This is a genomic window from Pseudomonas sp. OV226 (assembly GCF_003148705.1).
Classification (GTDB): Bacteria; Pseudomonadota; Gammaproteobacteria; order Pseudomonadales; family Pseudomonadaceae; genus Aquipseudomonas.
In genome coordinates this window covers 173179-192848 of sequence record NZ_QGGS01000009.1, presented here as the reverse complement: position 1 = coordinate 192848, position 19670 = coordinate 173179, and the positions used below count along the sequence as shown (strand labels likewise).

Below are 19670 nucleotides of genomic sequence, written 5' to 3'. Positions count from 1 at the left end.
GACAAGAAAATCCGGAATCCGATAAGGGTTCCGGATTTTTTTTGTCCGCTGAAACTCAGATCAGCGCCAGCGCTTGTGCCAGATCGGCACGCAAGTCTTCGACGTCCTCAACGCCCACGGACAACCGCACCAGCGCATCGCCAATGCCAAGTTGTGCGCGGGTATCGGCGGGGATGCTGGCGTGAGTCATGATCGCCGGATGCTCGATCAGGCTTTCCACCCCGCCCAGACTCTCCGCCAACGCAAATATTTGCACGTTCTCAAGGAAGCGCTTGGCGCCGGCCAGGTCGCAGTTCAGGTCGAGGGAGATCATGCCGCCAAAACCGCGCATTTGTCGTTGTGCCAGTTCGTGCTGCGGATGTGACGGCAGGCCTGGGTAGTAGACACGCGCCACTTGCGGTTGTTGCTCCAGCCATTGCGCCAGCGCCAGTGCGTTGCTGCAGTGGCGTTCCATGCGCAACGCCAGGGTCTTCACCCCGCGTAACGTGAGGAAGGCGTCAAACGGCCCGGCGATAGCGCCCACGGCGTTTTGCAGAAAGCCCAGCCGTTCGCCCAGCTCCGCATTCTGCCCGACCACCGCAATGCCACCGATGACGTCAGAGTGACCGTTCAAATACTTGGTGGTCGAATGCACCACGATATCGAAGCCCAGTTCCAGCGGACGCTGGATCCACGGGCTCGCAAAGGTATTATCGGCCACACAAATGATGCCGCGCTGGCGACAGATGCGCGCGATGGCTTCGAGGTCAGTCAGGCGCAACAACGGATTGCTCGGCGTCTCGACGCAGACCATCCGCGTGTCCTCCTGCAGCGCCGCTTCAAAGGCCGCCAGATCCGTCAGGTCGACGAAACTGAAGCGATGCCCGGCGCTGCGCCGGCGTACTTTGTCGAACAGGCGAAACGTCCCGCCATACAAATCATTGCCCGAGACGATATGCGAGTCGGCATCGAGCAATTCGAGCACGGTGGAGATCGCCGCCAGCCCGGACGCGAACGCGAACGCCTTGGTGCCGCCTTCGAGGTCCGCCACGCAGCGCTCCAGCGCCCAACGTGTCGGGTTGTGCGAGCGCCCATAGTCGAGGCCTTTGTGTACGCCGGGGCTTTGCTGCAAATAGGTGGAATTGGCGTAAATCGGCGGCATCAGCGCCCCGGTGGAAGGGTCCGGCGTCTGCCCGGCATGAATCACCCGAGTAGCGAACCCACGTGGCGCAGCGTTTTCATCGTGTTGACTCATGCAAGAGATCTCCGTAAATGATTGAGTAGGTCAACGCGGGTAATCAGGCCATGGAAGCCCGAGGCATCGGCAATGATCGCCACCAACCCACGGTCGAGTTCGGCTTGCAGCTCAGCCAGGCTGGCAGCGGCCGGCAAGGTTTGCAGTTTGCCCGTCATGGCGCTGGCGACGGTCAAGCGGAAGTGCGATGGGTCTTGGTGCACCCCCAGCAAAATGTCGGATTCGTCGATGACGCCGACCAAACGCTGCCCCTCTACCAGCACGGGCAGTTGCGACACATCGGCCAGGCGCATGCGCTGGAAAGCGGTGAGCAACGTGTCGTCCGGGCCGACGCTGATCACCCGCCCGTCCTCGAAGCGCCGCGAGATCAAATCGCGAAGATCACCGTAGCGCTTGTATTGCAGCAGACCCTGATCGTTCATCCATTGATCGTTGTAGACCTTCGACAGGTAGCGGGTGCCGGTGTCACAGACAAAACTCACGACCCGCTTCGGCTCGGTTTGCTCACGGCAATAACGCAACGCCGCCGCCAGCAACGTGCCGGTCGATGATCCGCCGAGAATGCCTTCGGCGCGCAGCAGCTGGCGGGCATGATCGAAGCTTTCCTCGTCGCTGATCGAATACGCGTGGCGCACGCTGGACAGGTCGGCAATCGAGGGAATGAAATCTTCGCCAATGCCCTCCACCGCCCACGAACCGGGTGTCCCAAGGGTGCCGCTGCGGCTGTATTCGGCCATCACCGAGCCCACCGGGTCGGCCAGCACCATGACCAGGTTTGGCTGCACGCGGCTAAAGAACCGGGTCAAGCCGGTCAGCGTGCCGGCTGAACCGACGCCGACGACGATGGCATCGACATCATGCTGGGTCTGTGCCCAGATCTCCGGCGCGGTGCTGCACTCGTGCGCCAGAGGGTTGGCCGGATTGTTGAATTGATCGGCAAAGAACGCGTCGGGAATTTCCTTGGCCAGCCGCGCGGCCACGTCCTGGTAATACTCGGGATGGCCCTTGCCGACATCGGAACGGGTGATGTGCACTTCGGCGCCCATCGCCTTGAGGTGCAGGACTTTCTCGGTCGACATCTTGTCCGGCACCACCAACACCACGCGATAACCCTTGGCGCGGCCGACAAGGGCCAGGCCCAGGCCGGTGTTGCCGGCCGTGGCCTCGACGATGGTGCCTCCGGGTTGCAGGCGACCATCGCGCTCGGCGGCGTCGATCATCGCCAGGCCGATGCGATCCTTGATCGATCCACCGGGGTTTTGTGATTCGAGCTTGAGGAACAGCGTACACGGGCCGGTATCGAAGCGGCTGACGCGCACCAGCGGCGTATTGCCGATCAGCTCAAGGACGGCAGGGCGGGAGTCGTTCGGCATGTCGTCACCTCGCTGCAGTGATTCGTACTGGATGGACACAAACCTGCGGCGCGTCATCATGCGACAGTCGCAGGCAACACCTCGCTTGGACCATAGGCCGCGATGGCGTCATTCGCAACCGCGCGCGGCCAGCCGGTAACCCGCTCGTATGAACCCCGCAAGAAAGTGGAACGCGCCGCTGGCGCAATGCTCTATAACTTCACAGTCTTTTTTGATCGAACGACTTTTCCAGCCTGGGAGGCTTTCCATGACCGTTACCGTCAATACCGTTTCCGCCGAAGGTTTTCGTCACAGTGTGCAGATTGATGACCATGAACTGTTTGCCGATGTGCCGACCACTTCCGGCGGCGAGGGCTCGGCGCCAGAACCCCACGATTATTTCGATGCCGCTCTGGGTGCCTGCAAAGCCCTGACCCTGAAGATGTACGCCAAGAAGAAGGACATCCCATTGACCGGCGTCACCGTCGAGGTCAAACGCGACAACAGCCAAGAGCAGAAAGGCAAATACGCCCTGCATGTCAAATTGACCCTCAAAGGCGTGCTCACCGATGCACAGCGCGAAGAACTGCATCGCGTGGCTGACCGTTGCCCGGTCCACAAACTGATGACGACCACTGACGTCAGCATCGAAACCCACTTGTCCGAAGGGGCGTTCAGCCAATAGCGGCAAGGGCTGCGCAAGCGGGTTATGCTCCACGCATCACCCGCTCAGCCTGGAATGCAGCATGAACACTCCGCTCGTGATCCGCCCCCGCGCCGAAGATGTAGAAGGCCAGCCGATATTTCGCCCGTTGCCGTCCGCCAAATGCCGCAGTGTCGGGCCTTTCGTGTTTTTTGACCACATGCTCGAAACCGTTTATCCGGCGGGCAAAGGCATGAATATCCGACAACATCCGCACATCGGCCTGTCGACCCTCACCTACTTGTTCGAAGGGCAAATCCAGCACAAGGACAGTCTCGGCTCCGACCAGGTGGTGAGCGCCGGTGATGTCAGCTGGATGACTGCCGGCAGCGCAATTGCCCACGTAGAGCGCACGCCCGAGGCGTTGAAGGACAGCGGCTTTACGATGCACGGCTTGCAGATCTGGCTGGCCTCACCCAAGGACCATGAGCAGGGTCCAGGCCACTACAGCCATCACCCGGCGGCCACCTTGCCGGTCAGCGATAACCTTGGCGTGAAGATCCGGATGATTGCCGGGTCAGGCTTTTGCCTGGAGTCGCCGGTGCCAGTGCTGTCCCCTACGTTGTACGCGGAATTGAACCTGCAAACGGCGACCACACTGCTGATTCCCACCGAACATGAAGAGCGTGCGTTGTATGTCTTGAGCGGTGAAGCGCAGCTGAATGGCGACACGCTGGAGGTGAATTCGCTGGTGGTGTTGCCTGCGGGGGAAGAAATGACCCTGTTCGCCGAAAGCGACTGCCACGCCGTGTTGTTCGGCGGCGCGCCGCTGGACGGGCCACGGCGGATCAACTGGAATTTTGTGGCCAGCGATCCGGCGGCCATCGATGAAGCGCGGCGGCGCTGGGCGGCCGGGGATTGGCCGACAGTGCCGGGAGAAAGCGAGCGGATCGAACTGCCTTAGCTTTTCGATCGTTCCCACGCATCATCGTTCCCACGCTCTGCGTGGGAATGCAGCCCGTGACGCTCCGCGTCACTGGACGCAGAGCGTCCCTAGAGGCGTTCCCACGCAGAGCGTGGGAACGATCCGAAAATCAGTGGTCAGCCTTTAAACACTTCATCCAGCAAATTGTGCATCGACGTAAACGCCCGTGCAGCGATCTTCGCGTCGTACATCATCATGCCTGGCACATTGGCATGCGGATCGGTAAAGGAATGCACCGCCCCGCCGTAGCTCAGCAATTGCCAGTCCACACCCGCCGCATTCATTTCCGCTTCGAATGCCGGCAGTTGCTCCTTGGGCACCAATGGATCGGCGGCACCGTGCAGCACCAGCACCGAGCCCTTGATGTTTTTGGCATCCGCCGGATTTGGCGAGTCCAGCGTGCCATGGAACGACACCGCCGCTTTCAACGGTGCCCCCGTGCGTGCCAGGTCCAGGGCGCAGCAACCACCGAAGCAAAAACCGAATGCCGCCAGTTTCGAGGTATCGACCGCCACCTCGTCCTGATTTTTCAGTTGTTCAAACGCCGCCTGCAGGCGTTTGCGCAACAACGGACGGTCATGTTTGAGCGGCATCATTGCCGCGCCCGCCTCGTCGCCGTTCTGAGGGCGAACCGACTGACCGTACACATCCGCGATCAGCACCACGTACCCCTTGGACGCCACCGTCTTGGCAATCACTTCGGCCCCGGCGCTCACACCCATCCAGTTCGGCGCCATCAGCAAGCCCGGGCGCGGGCCTTTGTGGTCGGCGTCGAAAGCCAGGCGGCTTTCATACGAGTGGCCATCAATTTGATAAACGACTGAACGAACAGTGATTTGACTCATGACTCTCTCCCAGCAAAAGGCACCAGAATGAAAAAAACCCGCCGAAGCGGGTTTTTTTACAACGCAGTTAAACCGACAGTTCAACCAGCAGCTTGTTCAGACGGCGCACGTAGGCGGCCGGGTCTTTCAAGCTGTCACCGGCAGCCAGTGCCGCCTGATCGAAGAGAATGTGCGACAGGTCGCCGAAACGCTCCTCGCTCTGCTCGTTGTCGAGCTTCTCGATCAGTGGGTGGGCCGGGTTGAATTCGAAGATCGGCTTCGAGTCCGGAACCTTCTGACCGCTGGCTTCCAGGATCTGACGCATTTGCATGCCCAGGTCCTGCTCGCCGATGGCCAGAATCGCCGGGGAATCGGTCAAACGGTGGGAAACCCGTACTTCAGCAACCGAGTCACCCAGTGCGGTTTTCAGACGCTCAACCAGACCTTCTTTGGACTTGGCGACTTCTTCTGCGGCTTTCTTGTCCTCTTCCGAGTCCAGATTGCCCAGGTCGAGGTCACCGCGCGCCACGTCAACGAAGCTCTTGCCGTCGAAGTCGTTGATGTAGCTCATCAGCCACTCGTCGATACGATCGGTCAGCAGCAGCACTTCGATGCCTTTCTTGCGGAAGACTTCCAGGTGCGGGCTGTTTTTGACTTGCGCGTAGGTTTCGCCGGTCAGGTAGTAAATCTTGTCCTGACCTTCCTTGGCGCGAGCCAGGTATTCGGCCAGGCCAACCACTTGCTCGCCTTCCTCACCATTGGTCGAGGCGAAACGCAGCAAGCCAGCGATTTTCTCTTTGTTGGCGAAGTCTTCTGCCGGGCCTTCTTTCATGACCTGACCGAAGTTCTTCCAGAAGCTCTTGTATTGCTCAGGCTCGTTCTTCGCCAGTTTTTCCAGCATGTCCAGAACGCGCTTGGTCAGCGCCGACTTCATCGAATCGATGATCGGGTCTTTCTGCAGGATTTCCCGCGACACGTTCAGCGACAGGTCGTTGGAATCGACCACGCCTTTGATGAAGCGCAGATACAGCGGCAGGAACGACTCAGCCTGGTCCATCACGAACACGCGTTGCACGTACAGCTTCAGGCCTTTCGGCGCTTCACGCTGGTACAGATCGAACGGAGCACGGGCCGGCACGTACAGCAGCGAGCTGTATTCGAGCTTGCCTTCGACCTTGTTGTGGCTCCAGCTCAGCGGGTTCTCGAAATCGTGAGCGACGTGTTTGTAGAACTCCTGGTATTCCTCGTCTTTCACTTCAGTGCGAGGACGAGTCCACAGGGCGCTGGCACGGTTGACGGTTTCCCACTCAACGGCTGGCTGCTCTTCGCCTTCTGCGGCGGCCGCTTCCTTGGGCAACTCGATCGGCAGCGCGATGTGGTCGGAGTACTTCTTGATGATGTTGCGCAGACGCCAGCCATCGGCGAATTCGTCTTCACCGGACTTCAGGTGCAGGACGATGCGAGTGCCGCGCTCGGCTTTCTCAACGGTGGCGACTTCGAAATCGCCTTCGCCCTTGGACGACCAGTGCACGCCTTCGCTGGCCGCATCACCGGCACGACGGCTGAACACGTCGACTTTGTCGGCGACGATGAATGCAGAGTAGAAACCCACACCGAACTGGCCGATCAGGTGCGAATCTTTCTTCTGATCGCCGGACAGGTGTTTCATGAAATCGGCGGTACCGGATTTAGCGATAGTGCCCAGATGGGTGATCGCGTCTTCGCGGGTCATGCCAATGCCGTTGTCTTCGAGGGTGACGGTTTTGGCGTCTTTGTCGAAGCTCACACGGATTTTCAGTTCGGCGCCACCTTCCAGCAACTCAGGCTTGGACAGGGCTTCGAAACGTAATTTGTCGACAGCGTCAGAGGCGTTCGAGATCAATTCGCGAAGGAAAATTTCCTTGTTGGAATACAGCGAATGGATCATGAGGTGCAGCAGCTGCTTCACCTCGGTCTGGAAGCCCAGGGTTTCCTTTTGAGTTTCCACACTCATGGTCATCAAACTCCAATCAGATGGCTAAGCCGCGACCTTGAGGGTCGGCGGCGGGATGTCATCAGAGTTGGGGGCTGTGTTCAGGATTTCAAGGGCTCTTCAATTTTGAAATGCGCGCGGGCCGTGGCAATGGGCTCGGATTCGGTGCTTTGCCAGGCCGTCACGGCCACGTTGGCGACCCGGCGCCCCTGCCGGCAAACCTGACATTTGGCCCAGGTATCGCGAAACTGCCCGGCGCGCAGGTAGTCGAGGGAGAAGTCGATGATTTTCGGCACACCCGGTGAGCCGGTAAAAATCAGCAAGTGCAGCGCAGCCGAGAGTTCCATGAACCCGGCGATCACGCCGCCATGAATCGCCGGCAATAAAGGGTTGCCAATGTTGTCCTTGTTGGCCGGCAGGCGAAACAGCAGGTCATCCCCTACCCGCGAACATTCGACGCCGATCAGTTTGGCGTAAGGAATCAGGTGCAGCAGCGAGGCGTAGTCACCCTGCTCATGGGCCAGTTGAAGTTGTTCCTTGAAAGCGTCCGTCATTGCGCACCTCCGGCAATCGCGCCGCCAAAACTTTTGGTGCCCTTAATGCCTTTGCCCATGCGCATGAATGTACCGACAACATGAGCGATAGGTTGCTCGGGATCATCCTGATAGGCAAAGCCGCGAGCGAAGATCACGTCAGTGGTCACCCGATAGCATTGGGCAAAGCCGTAGACATCTTTATGTGGCTCGGCGGCATGCATGTAATCGATGCGCAAATCGAGGGTCGGGCAGACTTCGAATTCGGGCAGCACACACAGTGTCGACATACCGCACGCGGTATCCATCAACGATGTCAACGCCCCGCCATGAATGACACCGGTTTCTGGATTCCCCACGATTTGCGGACTGTAAGGCAAGATGACCGTTAGTCCGTCACTGCTGGCGCTGTGAACCCGCAGCCCGAGGACCTGACAATGACGCAGCGCCGACAGGAATCGCGTCGCACGCTCAAAAACGGGGTTTTCGGCCATGTGTTTAAAACTCTTCTTAATGTTCGGTCAAAGTAGCTCGTCAGCGGGGAAAAGTTCCATCACCTAACAAACTTATATATCTGAACGAATTGAGGAACTTAACGCTATGGAGCGTGCTCGAAAGGCCAGTAGTTATTTCCATAAGGAGAAACACCCCATGCGTAAGACTTTAGCTATTGCCTTGATGTTGACCGCTACCCTCGGTCTCGCTGCCTGCGATAAAAAATCCGAGGACAAAGCTCAAGATGCTGCCAAACATGCTGAGCAAGCTCAGCAAGATATGAGCAAAGCTCAGGATAAAGTGAACGACGCGGCAAAAGAAAACGCCGAAGCTGCCAAAGCTCAGGCTGAATCGAACGAAGCTGCCGCAAAAGAAGCACCTAAAAACTAAAACAGTTTTTAGCGTGACAAAAGAAAACCCGCCAAGTGCGGGTTTTCTTTTATTTGTGATTTGCTGCGTTAGAGCAAAACGCTTCTAAAAGTCGGACTAATCATCAGTAACAACGAACGGACGAAACCCACAAACCAGACCAGACTGCGCTGCCAGGCCAAATCCCCCCAGTAACACAGCAAGTAAATAACACGTGTGATCACAAAAATGATCGCCAACACATCGATCAACCATCCTGCAGTTTGTGTGGTGTGCGCCATCAACACGCCCACCGCAAACAATATGAATGCCTCAAAACAGTTTTGATGCGCAGCCACCGCCCTGGCGCCGAAACCGGTAAGTTGTGCCTGTTGCTGGCGTGGCGAGTGATTGTTGTAACCACCCTGCTCTTTCATCGCCTTGGCCACCGGCATGCGGGCCACGTAAATCAGTAGTGCGCTGATAAACACACACCAGAACGGAATACTCATCAAGCGGCCTCTTTGTTCGCCTCAGGCAAGGGTGCCTCTGTAGGGGTATAGACCATCACGTCGAGCACGTCGGAATGGAATTCCCGGCGATACAACACCAGCACCACGCCGGCACTCATCAACATGAACAACCACGGGCTGACAAACCAGGCCAGCATGGTCATGCCGAAGTAATAGGAACGCAGGCCAAAGTTGAACTGGTTCGCCGCCATCGAGATAACGCGAGCCGCTCGGGCAGCAAAGGCTTTGCGCTCCTGTTCGGACACATGGCGCTCACCCACCATCGGCGCCGAGCCAATCAGGATCGCCGCAAAGTTGTACTGACGCATGCACCAGCTGAACGTGAAGAACGCGTAGACAAACACCATTGCCAGGCACAGCAACTTGATTTCGGACATGCCCTGGGACGCCTGCTGCACCATCGGGATATCCGCCAGTAACGACACTGCTCTTTCGGAAGCACCGAGTACCGTCAAAATACCCGCCAGGATAATCAATGTGCTGGAGGCAAAGAACGAAGCGTTGCGCTCCAGGTTGCCGATCACACTGGCGTCGGCAATGCGGTTATCGCGCAGCAACATGCGACGCATCCAGTCTTCCCGGTAAAGGTGCAACACACTGGCCAGGCACGCGGTGTCGCGGCCCTTCCACGAGGCATAGCGGGTGTAACCACCCCAGCAGATGACAAACCAGAGCGCGGCGAGGATGTGGATCAGGTTGGCGTGGATGAACGACATGCAATTCCTTGTGAGACGTTGGCATTGGTAATCCCCGTAGGAGCAAGGCTTGCCCGCGATAGGGCCTTGGAAATCGCCATCGCGGGCAAGCCTTGCTCCTACAGGTAGTGCTTCGACGTTAGCTCAAGGAAAAAGACACTGCCTGACGCCCATAAAAAATGCCCCGTATCGATTGATACGGGGCATTTTTGTTTCAGCGTAACAGCCCGCTTGTGGCGGGCCATTGCGCGACTTAAGCCAGCACTTCTTCGCGCTTGCCCAGCAGACGATCGCAAACCACTGCGACGACCAGGGTCATGACCGATGGCACCAGCCACGCCAGGCCCTGCTCGCTCAGCGGCAAATGGGACAGCTGAGTCGGCATCCAGTCTGCCAGACCGGCGCCCTTGAGCGCGTCGATCAGGCCGAAGATGAACGACACCAGCATCACCGGACCGACAATGCGGCCCTGCTCATGCCAGAAGTCCTTGCAGAAGCTCAGCGCCACCAGGGCGATGCACGGCGGATAAATCGCGGTCAGTACCGGGATCGAGAACGCAATCAGCTTGGTGAGTCCCAGGTTGGACACCAGCAAGGAGAACGCCGCCAGGATGATGACCAGGGTCTTGTAGGACAGTGGCAACACGCGGCTGAAGTACTCGGCGCAGGCACAGGTCAGGCCGACCGCCGTCACCAGGCAGGCCAGCGAGATCAGCACCGCCAGGAAACCACTGCCCAACGAACCGAAGGTGTGTTGAACGTAGGCGTGCAACACGGCCGCGCCGTTGGTTGCACCGGCGGCCACTTCATGGCTGCCCGAACCGAGGCGGAACAGGCTGACATAAACCAGCGCCAGGCCCACGCCGGCAATCAGGCCGGCAATGATCGCGTAACGGGTAATCAGCGCCGGCGATTCCACACCGCGGGAACGGATCGCGTTGACGATGACAATGCCAAACACCAGCGCGCCCAGGGTATCCATGGTCAAGTAACCATTGATGAAGCCCTGAGAGAACGGTGCCGCCACATATTCAGGCGTGGCCATGCCGATATCACCGGCAGGCAATGCAAACGCGGCGATACCAAGCGCGGCCAGGGCGATGATCTTCAGCGGCGCGAGGAAACGTCCGACGGTATCCAGCAAACGGCCCGGATAGAGCGAGATGAAGAACACCACAAGGAAGTACACGGCACTGTAGATAAACAACGCCAACGGGCTCTCGCCGGTCAACGGCGCCAGGCCTACTTCGAACGATACGGTAGCGGTACGTGGTGTCGCGAACAACGGGCCGACGGCGAGGTAGCACGCGGCAGCCAGCAGGCCACCGGCGATTTTGCCGATAGGACTGCTCAGGGCATCCATTGCCCCGCCGACTTTTGCCAGCGCAACCACCGTGACCACCGGCAAACCGACTGCGGTGATCAGAAAGCCCAGCGCCGCCATCCAGACATTAGGCCCGGACTGCAAACCGACGATAGGCGGGAAGATGATGTTGCCAGCCCCGACAAACAGGGCAAACGTCATAAAACCAAGTGCCAGGATGTCCTGGCCTTTCAACACTTTCATTAAGGAAATACCACACTACTGAATCGGAATTTAGAGAGGGACTTCCCTTGGGGGTGAGGGAAATGCTGTCGATCCGTATGGGACTGACCCGTTTAGCGCGACGCTTCCTTGTGGGATGCGAACGCAAAAATGGCGAGTAGCCTAACGAATTTGCCCGACAAACGCACTGTTAGAGGGCGAACTATCCGATACGCGACGTTTCTGTGTCGCGTTTATGCATGTAAATGGTGGATGCCTGTAAATCCGTCTTCGCGAGCAAGCCCGCTCCCACAAGACTTGGGGCGTTCAACCGATGATTGATCGTTCCTACGCAGAGCGTGGGGACGATCACCCGGAAACGACAAAGGCCACCCGAAGGTGGCCTTTGTTTGGTGAAGCGTGAATTAAGCGCGAGGCTTACTTCATCGCCCAACCGGTCAGCTCGGACAAAGCCTTGCCGATGTCTGCCAGCGAACGCACGGTTTTAACGCCTGCGTCTTCCAGGGCAGCAAACTTCTCGTCTGCAGTGCCTTTGCCGCCAGAGATGATTGCGCCAGCATGGCCCATGCGCTTGCCCGCAGGGGCAGTCACACCAGCGATGTAGGAAACAACCGGCTTGGTCACGTGTGCCTTGATGTAGGCAGCCGCTTCTTCTTCAGCCGAACCGCCGATCTCGCCGATCATCACGATCGCTTCGGTCTTCGGGTCTTCCTGGAACAGCTTCAGGATGTCGATGAAGTTCGAACCCGGGATCGGGTCACCACCGATGCCGACGCAAGTCGACTGACCGAAACCGGCGTCAGTAGTCTGCTTCACAGCTTCGTAGGTCAGGGTGCCGGAACGGGAAACGATACCGACCTTGCCTGGCAAGTGAATGTGACCTGGCATGATGCCGATCTTGCATTCGCCTGGAGTGATCACGCCTGGGCAGTTAGGGCCGATCAGGGTGATACCCAGCTCGTCGCACTTGACCTTGGCATCCAGCATGTCCAGGGTAGGAATGCCTTCAGTGATGCAAACGATCAGCTTGATGCCGCCGAATGCTGCTTCCAGGATGGAGTCCTTGCAGAAAGGAGCTGGAACGTAGATCACGCTGGCGGTGGCGCCAGTGGCAGCTACAGCATCTTTCACGGTGTTGAACACTGGCAGACCCAGGTGCTCGGTGCCGCCTTTACCCGGAGTTACGCCGCCAACCATCTTGGTGCCGTATTCGAGCGCTTGCTGGGTGTGGAAACTACCTTGCGAACCGGTAATACCCTGGCAGATAACTTTGGTGTCTTTATTGATCAGGACGCTCATTATTTGCCCTCCGCAGCTTTAACAACTTGTTGAGCAGCGTCGGTCAGGCTGGTAGCAGCGATGATGTTCAAACCGCTTTCTGCCAGTACTTTAGCGCCCAGCTCAGCGTTGTTGCCTTCAAGGCGAACAACAACCGGGATTTTCACGCCGACTTCTTTCACAGCGCCGATGATGCCTTCGGCAATCATGTCGCAACGAACGATGCCGCCGAAGATGTTAACCAATACTGCAGCGACGTTGGTGTCGGACAGAATGATCTTGAACGCTTCGGTAACGCGTTCTTTGGTAGCACCGCCGCCCACGTCGAGGAAGTTGGCTGGTTTGCCGCCATGCAGGTTGACGATGTCCATGGTACCCATGGCCAGGCCAGCACCGTTGACCATGCAACCGATGTTGCCTTCCAGTGCTACGTAGTTCAGTTCGAACTTGGCAGCGTGCGCTTCGCGCGGATCGTCTTGCGACGGATCGTGGAAAGTCTTCAGCTTAGGCTGACGGTACATGGCGTTGGCGTCGATGTTGATCTTGGCATCGAGGCAATGCAGATCGCCGTCAGCCTTGATCACCAGCGGGTTCACTTCCAGCAGAGCCAGGTCGTGATCCTTGAACAGCTTGGCCAGACCTACGAAGATCTTGGCGAACTGAGCAACCTGCTTGCCTTCCAGACCCAACTGGAATGCCAGCTCGCGACCCTGGAATGGCTGAGCGCCAACCAGTGGATCGATAGTGGCTTTCAGAATTTTTTCTGGAGTGTCGTGAGCGATTTTCTCGATGTCCACGCCACCTTCGGTGGAAGCCATGAACACGATACGACGGCTCGAACGGTCAACGACAGCGCCCAGGTACAGCTCTTTAGCGATATCAGTGCACGATTCAACCAGGATCTTGGTGACTGGCTGACCATTGGCGTCAGTCTGGTAAGTCACCAGACGCTTGCCCAGCCACTGCTGTGCGAATGCCTTAGCGTCTTCTTTGCTGCGAACCAGCTTTACGCCGCCCGCTTTACCGCGACCACCAGCGTGGACCTGGGCTTTGACAACCCACTCGGTGCCGCCGATTTTGTCGCAAGCTTCTGCTGCTGCTTCCGGGGTGTCTACTGCATAACCGGTGGAAACTGGCAGGCCGTATTCAGCGAACAGCTGCTTACCCTGATACTCGTGAAGATTCATGCTTATTACCGTCTTCGTTAGGTACTGCGCATTCGGTGCTGCACTCATTCAAGTGCCGCACCACCTGTGACTGCTGCTTGCGTAGCCTTTCCGGGCATCCGGTGCAGCTACGCAAGACTGCGTCCAGCGGATATTCCGCGGTGAGTCTTGCATGCAAGGCTCACGACGGGCCATTCCGCCGTGGTTTCTTATTGTCTTAACGCTTCTTGCGGTTGGCGATGTGGATGGCGCCGCCATTCACTGCCAGAGCAGCTTCGTGCAAGGCTTCAGACAGGGTCGGATGGGAGAAAACCATCATGCCCAGGTCTTCAGCGCTGGTGCCGAATTCCATACCGATCGCGCCCTGCTGAACCAGTTCTGCAGCGCTCGGGCCAATCACGTGGACGCCCAATACGCGGTCGGTCTTGGCATCGGCGATAACTTTTACGAAACCGCCGGTATCGTTGGCAGCCATGGCACGGCCACTGGCTGCGAACGGGAAGGTGCCAACGTTAACTTCAACGCCTTCTGCCTTCAAGGTCTGCTCGGTTTTGCCGACCCACGCGATTTCCGGGTGAGTATAAATAACAGACGGGATCAAATCATAGTTCATCTGGGCTTTGTGGCCCTTGATGCGCTCGACGACCATGATGCCCTCTTCCGAGGCCTTGTGTGCCAGCATCATGCCGCGAACCACGTCGCCGATAGCGTAAACGCCCGGTACGGTGGTGGCGCAGTGATCGTCAACGTGCACGAAACCGCGCTCGTCCAGGGTCACGCCGCAATCAGCGGACAGCAGATCAGTGGTCACTGGACGGCGACCAACGGCTACGATCAGCTTGTCAAAAGTGATGTTCTGCTCGCCTTTGGCATCGGTGTAGTTCACAACGACTTCGTCGCCGTTCACTTTGGAACCGGTAACGCGAGCGCCCAGTTTGATGTCCAGACCTTGTTTGGTCAGGGTTTTCAAAGCTTCTTTGGACACAGCAGCGTCGGCAGCCATCAGGAACGTGTCCAGGGCTTCCAGAACAGTGACTTCAGCGCCCAGACGGGACCATACCGAACCCAGTTCCAGACCGATCACGCCAGCGCCGATCACGCCAAGACGCTTAGGTACGGACTGGAATTCCAGTGCGCCAGTCGAATCGACGATCACATTCTGGTCAACCGGAGCTGGCGGAATGTCGATCGGACGCGAACCTGGAGCCAGGATCACGTTCTCGGCTTCAATGATTTCTACCGAACCGTCAGGCTTGGTGACTTCGACTTTCTTGCCGGCCAGCAGTTTGCCGTGGCCCTGGATCGAGGTCACGCCGTTAGCCTTGAACAGGGTGGCAACACCCGAGGTCAGGCCTTTGACGATGTTGGCTTTACGGCCGACCATTGCTGGCACGTCCATGGTCACGCCGGCGTGGTTGATACCGTGGATCGCGAAGCCGTCTTGGGCTTCGTGGAACTTCCAGGAGCTGTCCAGCAGCGCCTTGGATGGAATGCAGCCGACGTTCAGGCAAGTACCGCCGAGGGCCAGTTTGCCTTCCTTGTCGGTGTACTTCTCGATGCAGGCAGTGGTGAGACCCAGCTGGGCTGCTTTGATGGCAGCAACGTAGCCGCCAGGGCCCGCGCCGATCACTACTACGTCAAATTTCTGCGACATTCAAAAAATCCTCTTTTTTGCGGCAAGCTTGAAGCCGCAAGCCTCAAGCCAGACTGCCCTTTCGTGCAGCCTGGACCTTGAAACCTGCAGCCGCTTCTATCAGATATCCAGCAACAAACGAGCCGGGTCTTCCAGCAGGTTCTTGATGGTAACCAGGAAGGTCACAGCTTCTTTGCCATCGATCAGACGGTGATCGTAAGACAGAGCCAGGTACATCATCGGACGGATAACGACCTGACCGTTGATCGCCATAGGGCGCTGCAGAATGTTGTGCATGCCCAGGATAGCCGCTTGCGGCGGGTTGACGATCGGGGTCGACATCATCGAACCGAAGGTACCACCGTTGGTGATGGTGAACGTGCCGCCGGTCATTTCGTCCATCGACAGTTTGCCGTCACGAGCCTTCTTGCCGAAGGTGGCGATGCCGCCTTCGATTTCAGCCAGGCTCATCAGTTCGGCGTTACGCAGAACCGGTACAACCAGACCACGGTCGCTGGAAACAGCAACACCGACGTCGGCGTAGCCGTGGTAAACGATGTCGCCACCGTCGATCGACGCGTTGACAGCCGGGAAGCGTTTCAGCGCTTCGGTAGCGGCCTTGACGAAGAACGACATGAAGCCCAGGCGTACGCCGTTGTGGGACTTCTCGAACAGGTCCTTGTACTTCGAACGCAGGGCCATGACTTCAGTCATGTCGACTTCGTTGAAAGTGGTCAGCATCGCCATGTTCGACTGAGCTTCTACCAGGCGCTTGGCCACGGTAGCGCGAACGCGGGTCATCGGTACGCGCTTCTCGACGCGGTCGCCGGCGGCGAACACAGGAGCAGCGGCAGCCGGGGCAGCAGCCTTGGCAGGCGCGGCAGCCGGAGCGGCTTTCTTGGCAGCGACAGCGGCTACTACGTCTTCCTTGGTCACACGACCGCCTTTGCCGGTGCCGGCAACGGAAGCGATGTTGATGCCGTTTTCTTCAGCCAGCTTGCGAGCAGCCGGTGCAGCAACAGGATCGTCTTCGCCATCAGCAGCTGGAGCAGCCGCTTGTGCAGCGGCCGGAGCGGCAGCAGGAGCAGCGGCTGCAGCGCCGCCTTCTACGATGGAGCCCAGAACTTCGTCGGACAGGACGGTCTCGCCCTCGCCCTTGACGATTGCGCCCAACACGCCATCAGCGGTAGCCAGAACTTCCAGTACGACTTTGTCGGTTTCGATGTCGACGATCAGTTCGTCACGCTTGACGGCGTCGCCCGGTTGCTTGTGCCACGTGGCAACGGTGCCATCGGCAACCGATTCCGGGAAAGTGGGGGCTTTGATTTCGATAGCCATTATCTGTGAGTCCTTAAATTCGGTTTCAGGTGCGCGAAGGCGTTAAACAGTAAAGGCGTCTTGCAGCAGTTTTTCCTGCTGTTCGGCGTGCATCGATGCATAACCACATGCCGGTGCAGCAGAAGCCTCACGGCCCGCGTACTCGAGTACGAGAGACTTGTTGAGGGTACTGATGCTGCGACGCAAATGGTGTTGGCTGCAGTACCAGGCACCCTGGTTCATCGGCTCTTCCTGACACCAAACGGCATGTTTGGCGTTGGTGTAAGGAGCCAGGACTTCTTTCAAGTCGTCCTCAGGGAATGGGTACAGCTGCTCGATACGCACGACGGCGATGTCGTCACGACCTTCGGCACGGCGTTTTTCCAACAGGTCGTAGTAGACCTTGCCGCTACACAGAACAATGCGCTCGACCTTTTTCGGATCTTGAGCATCGATTTCCGGGATCACGGTCTGGAACGAACCTTCGGCCAGATCTTCCAGCGTCGAGATGGCCAGTTTGTGGCGCAACAGCGACTTCGGAGTCAGAACGATCAATGGCTTGCGCAGCGGGCGAATGACCTGGCGACGCAGCAAGTGATAGATCTGAGCCGGCGTAGTCGGTACGGCTACCTGAATGTTGTGCTCGGCGCACAATTGCAGGTAACGCTCCAGACGTGCCGAGGAGTGCTCAGGACCCTGACCTTCGTAACCGTGCGGCAACAGCATGGTCAGACCGCAGAGACGGCCCCACTTGTGTTCGCCACTGGTGATGAACTGGTCGATAACCACCTGGGCACCGTTGGCGAAGTCGCCGAACTGGGCTTCCCAGATCACCAGCGCATCAGGCGTGGTGGTCGAGTAACCGTATTCGAACGCCAGTACGGCTTCTTCGGACAGGAACGAATCGTACAGGTCGAAACGTGGCTGGCCGTTGTACAGGTTTTGCAACGGGATGTAGGTACCCGCGTCTTTCTGGTTGTGCAAGACAGCGTGACGGTGCGAGAACGTACCGCGACCGATGTCCTGACCCGTCATGCGAATCGGGTGACCTTCGAACGCCAGGGTCGCGTACGCCATGGTTTCGGCGTAACCCCAGTTAATCGGCAGGCCGCCGGCTTGCATTTTCTGACGGTCTTCGTAGATTTTTGCGACCTGGCGCTGAACCACGAAACCTTCTGGAATTTCCAGCAGCTTGGCGGACAGTTCCTGCAGGGTCTTGAGGTCGAAACGAGTGTCGTGACGCGCAGTCCAGGCATGGCCCAGGTACGGACGCCAGTCCACGAACAGCTCTTTGTTCGGCTCTTTGACCAGGCTTTTTACAACATGCAGACCGTTGTCCAGTGCGTTGCGGTATTCGTCGATTTTCGACTGCACACGCTCTGCGTCCAGCACACCGCTCTGTGTCAGGCGATCGGCATACAGCTCACGGGTGGTGCGCTGTTTGGTGATCTGCTGATACATGATCGGCTGGGTGCCGCTTGGTTCGTCGGCCTCGTTGTGGCCGCGACGACGGTAGCAGACCAGGTCGATCACCACGTCACGCTTGAACTGCATGCGGTAGTCGATGGCCAGCTGGGTCACGAACAATACAGCTTCCGGATCATCACCATTCACATGGAGGATCGGTGCCTGGATCATTTTCGCAACGTCAGTCGCGTACTCGGTGGAACGCGAGTCCAGCGGGTTGCTGATGGTGAAACCGACCTGGTTGTTGATCACGATGTGCACGGTACCGCCGGTTTTGAAACCGCGGGTCTGCGACATCTGGAACGTTTCCATGACCACGCCTTGACCTGCGAACGCAGCGTCACCGTGGATGGAGATCGGCAGGACTTTTTCACCGGTAGGATCGTTACGACGGTCCTGACGGGCGCGAACCGACCCCTCGACCACCGGGGAAACGATTTCCAGGTGGGACGGGTTGAACGCCATGGCCAGGTGAACTTCACCGCCGGCGGTCATCACGTTGGACGAGAAGCCCTGGTGATATTTAACGTCACCAGAACCCAGCTCGACCTTCTTCTTGCCTTCGAACTCGTCGAACAGCTCGCGCGGGTTCTTGCCGAAGGTGTTGACCAGCACGTTAAGACGACCACGGTGGGCCATGCCGATGACGATTTCCTTGGTGCCGTAGGAGCCGGAACGCTGGATCAGTTCGTCGAGCATCGGAATCAGGCTTTCGCCGCCTTCCAGACCGAAACGCTTGGTACCCGGGTATTTGGTGCCCAGGTATTTTTCCAGGCCTTCGCCGGCGGTCACGCGCTCAAGCAAGTGGCTCTTGATGTCAGCGGAGTACGTCGGACGACCGCGCACGCTTTCCAGACGCTGCTGGAACCACTGGCGCTGCTCGGAATCGGTGATATGCGTAAATTCAGCGCCGATGGTGCGGCAATATGTCTGCTGCAACGCTTCGTGAATTTCGCGTAGGCTCGCCTCCTCTTTGCCGATGAACAGGTCGCCGGCACGGTAGGTCGTATCAAGATCGGCATTGGTCAAGCCGTAGTGATTGATTGACAGGTCTGCAGGTGCAGGACGCTGCCACAGCCCCAGCGGGTCAAGCTGGGCTGCCTGGTGGCCACGCATACGGTAGGCCTGGATCAATCGCAGCACTTCAACTTGCTTCTTCTCGTGCTCACTGCTCACGCTGCCGGCGGAAACCGGTTGGGCGCGGCGCTGGTTCTTTGCCAGCAAGACGAAATGATCGCGAATTGTGGAGTGCGAAACATCGGTGGCAGTGTTGCCGTCAGCAGGCAACTTCTGGAAGTAGGTGCGCCACTCTTCTGGCACAGCGTTAGGGTCGTGCAGGTAGAGCTCGTAAAGCTCTTCCACATAGGCAGCGTTACTACCGGACAGGTAGGCGCTGTTCCACATGCGCTGCATCACGCTTTCTTGCATGCTTGGTCACCCTCGGTTAGGGGAACACCACCGGCGTCGACACCGAGCAAACTTGCAGAAGTCCGAATGCAGCGACCAAAACAAGCCACTTAGGATCACGCTGATAGTCCGGGTACCAGCCCGGATGCCCCTGCTTGTCTCATTTCTTCAAAATAAGAGCTGCAGCTTTGTGAGCTGCTGCTCAGGTTAAAACTACGGCGCCGGTTGAAGCCTGCGCCGTA

The 19670-nt window shown here is 58.2% G+C and carries 17 protein-coding genes; 3 read left to right on the top strand and 14 right to left on the bottom strand.

The features are described from left to right. Positions 1 to 55 precede the first annotated feature (55 nt). Positions 56 to 1234 (bottom strand): trans-sulfuration enzyme family protein, encoded by a 1179-nt coding sequence (locus C7534_RS17080; RefSeq protein WP_109786443.1) that lies wholly within the window; start codon positions 1232 to 1234, stop codon positions 56 to 58. Next, entirely contained in the window at positions 1231 to 2607 is a 1377-nt protein-coding gene (locus C7534_RS17075) for a pyridoxal-phosphate dependent enzyme (protein ID WP_046032901.1), read from the bottom strand. Before C7534_RS17075 ends, C7534_RS17080 begins: the two co-directional genes overlap by 4 nt. Positions 2608 to 2854: 247 nt before the next feature. Here C7534_RS17075 and C7534_RS17070 point away from each other — a divergent pair, with 247 nt between their 5' ends. Together C7534_RS17070 and C7534_RS17065 are read left to right on the top strand one after the other, a co-directional pair. Next, on the top strand, positions 2855 to 3271 hold the full coding sequence (locus C7534_RS17070) for an OsmC family protein (RefSeq protein WP_109786442.1): 417 nt from the start codon (positions 2855 to 2857) through the stop codon (positions 3269 to 3271). A gap of 61 nt (positions 3272 to 3332) precedes the next feature. Beyond that, complete coding sequence (locus tag C7534_RS17065; protein WP_109786441.1) at positions 3333 to 4193, top strand: pirin family protein; 861 nt, start codon at positions 3333 to 3335, stop codon at positions 4191 to 4193. Between the two features lie 137 nt (positions 4194 to 4330). On the opposite strand, the gene C7534_RS17060 is transcribed toward C7534_RS17065, so the two are convergent. The 4 genes from C7534_RS17060 to C7534_RS17045 all read right to left on the bottom strand — a co-directional run bounded on the left by C7534_RS17060 (position 4331) and on the right by C7534_RS17045 (position 8037). Next, complete coding sequence (locus tag C7534_RS17060; RefSeq protein ID WP_109786440.1) at positions 4331 to 5059, bottom strand: dienelactone hydrolase family protein; 729 nt, start codon at positions 5057 to 5059, stop codon at positions 4331 to 4333. A 67-nt stretch (positions 5060 to 5126) separates the two neighbouring features. Further along, positions 5127 to 7031: a molecular chaperone HtpG gene (htpG, locus tag C7534_RS17055; protein ID WP_109786456.1), complete on the bottom strand. Its 1905-nt coding sequence runs from the start codon at positions 7029 to 7031 to the stop codon at positions 5127 to 5129. Between the two features lie 80 nt (positions 7032 to 7111). Continuing rightward, complete coding sequence (locus tag C7534_RS17050) at positions 7112 to 7564, bottom strand: PaaI family thioesterase (RefSeq protein WP_046032897.1); 453 nt, start codon at positions 7562 to 7564, stop codon at positions 7112 to 7114. Next, complete coding sequence (locus C7534_RS17045; protein ID WP_046032896.1) at positions 7561 to 8037, bottom strand: PaaI family thioesterase; 477 nt, start codon at positions 8035 to 8037, stop codon at positions 7561 to 7563. The genes C7534_RS17050 and C7534_RS17045 overlap by 4 nt, the downstream gene beginning before the upstream one ends. A gap of 157 nt (positions 8038 to 8194) precedes the next feature. On the opposite strand from C7534_RS17045, the gene C7534_RS17040 reads away from it, so the two are divergent. After that, positions 8195 to 8428, top strand: a complete 234-nt coding sequence (locus C7534_RS17040; RefSeq protein WP_046032895.1) for a hypothetical protein — start codon at positions 8195 to 8197, stop codon at positions 8426 to 8428. 68 nt (positions 8429 to 8496) lie between these two features. On the opposite strand, the gene C7534_RS17035 is transcribed toward C7534_RS17040, so the two are convergent. The 8 genes from C7534_RS17035 to C7534_RS17000 all read right to left on the bottom strand — a co-directional run bounded on the left by C7534_RS17035 (position 8497) and on the right by C7534_RS17000 (position 19449). Then, positions 8497 to 8898: an MAPEG family protein gene (locus C7534_RS17035; RefSeq protein ID WP_109786439.1), complete on the bottom strand. Its 402-nt coding sequence runs from the start codon at positions 8896 to 8898 to the stop codon at positions 8497 to 8499. Next, complete coding sequence (locus C7534_RS17030; RefSeq protein WP_046032893.1) at positions 8898 to 9635, bottom strand: DUF599 domain-containing protein; 738 nt, start codon at positions 9633 to 9635, stop codon at positions 8898 to 8900. Before C7534_RS17030 ends, C7534_RS17035 begins: the two co-directional genes overlap by 1 nt. A 232-nt stretch (positions 9636 to 9867) precedes the next feature. Next, positions 9868 to 11181, bottom strand: coding sequence for a branched-chain amino acid transport system II carrier protein (gene brnQ / locus C7534_RS17025; RefSeq protein ID WP_046032892.1), 1314 nt, complete (start codon positions 11179 to 11181; stop codon positions 9868 to 9870). 396 nt (positions 11182 to 11577) lie between these two features. Then, positions 11578 to 12459, bottom strand: coding sequence for a succinate--CoA ligase subunit alpha (sucD, locus tag C7534_RS17020; protein WP_109786438.1), 882 nt, complete (start codon positions 12457 to 12459; stop codon positions 11578 to 11580). Then, entirely contained in the window at positions 12459 to 13625 is a 1167-nt protein-coding gene (gene sucC / locus C7534_RS17015; protein WP_007898980.1) for an ADP-forming succinate--CoA ligase subunit beta, read from the bottom strand. The genes sucD and sucC overlap by 1 nt, the downstream gene beginning before the upstream one ends. Before the next feature lie 196 nt (positions 13626 to 13821). After that, positions 13822 to 15258, bottom strand: a complete 1437-nt coding sequence (lpdA, locus tag C7534_RS17010; protein WP_046032890.1) for a dihydrolipoyl dehydrogenase — start codon at positions 15256 to 15258, stop codon at positions 13822 to 13824. A gap of 99 nt (positions 15259 to 15357) precedes the next feature. Further along, positions 15358 to 16575 (bottom strand): 2-oxoglutarate dehydrogenase complex dihydrolipoyllysine-residue succinyltransferase, encoded by a 1218-nt coding sequence (gene odhB, locus C7534_RS17005; RefSeq protein ID WP_046032889.1) that lies wholly within the window; start codon positions 16573 to 16575, stop codon positions 15358 to 15360. 42 nt (positions 16576 to 16617) lie between these two features. Beyond that, entirely contained in the window at positions 16618 to 19449 is a 2832-nt protein-coding gene (locus tag C7534_RS17000; RefSeq protein ID WP_046032888.1) for a 2-oxoglutarate dehydrogenase E1 component, read from the bottom strand. Positions 19450 to 19670 lie beyond the last annotated feature (221 nt).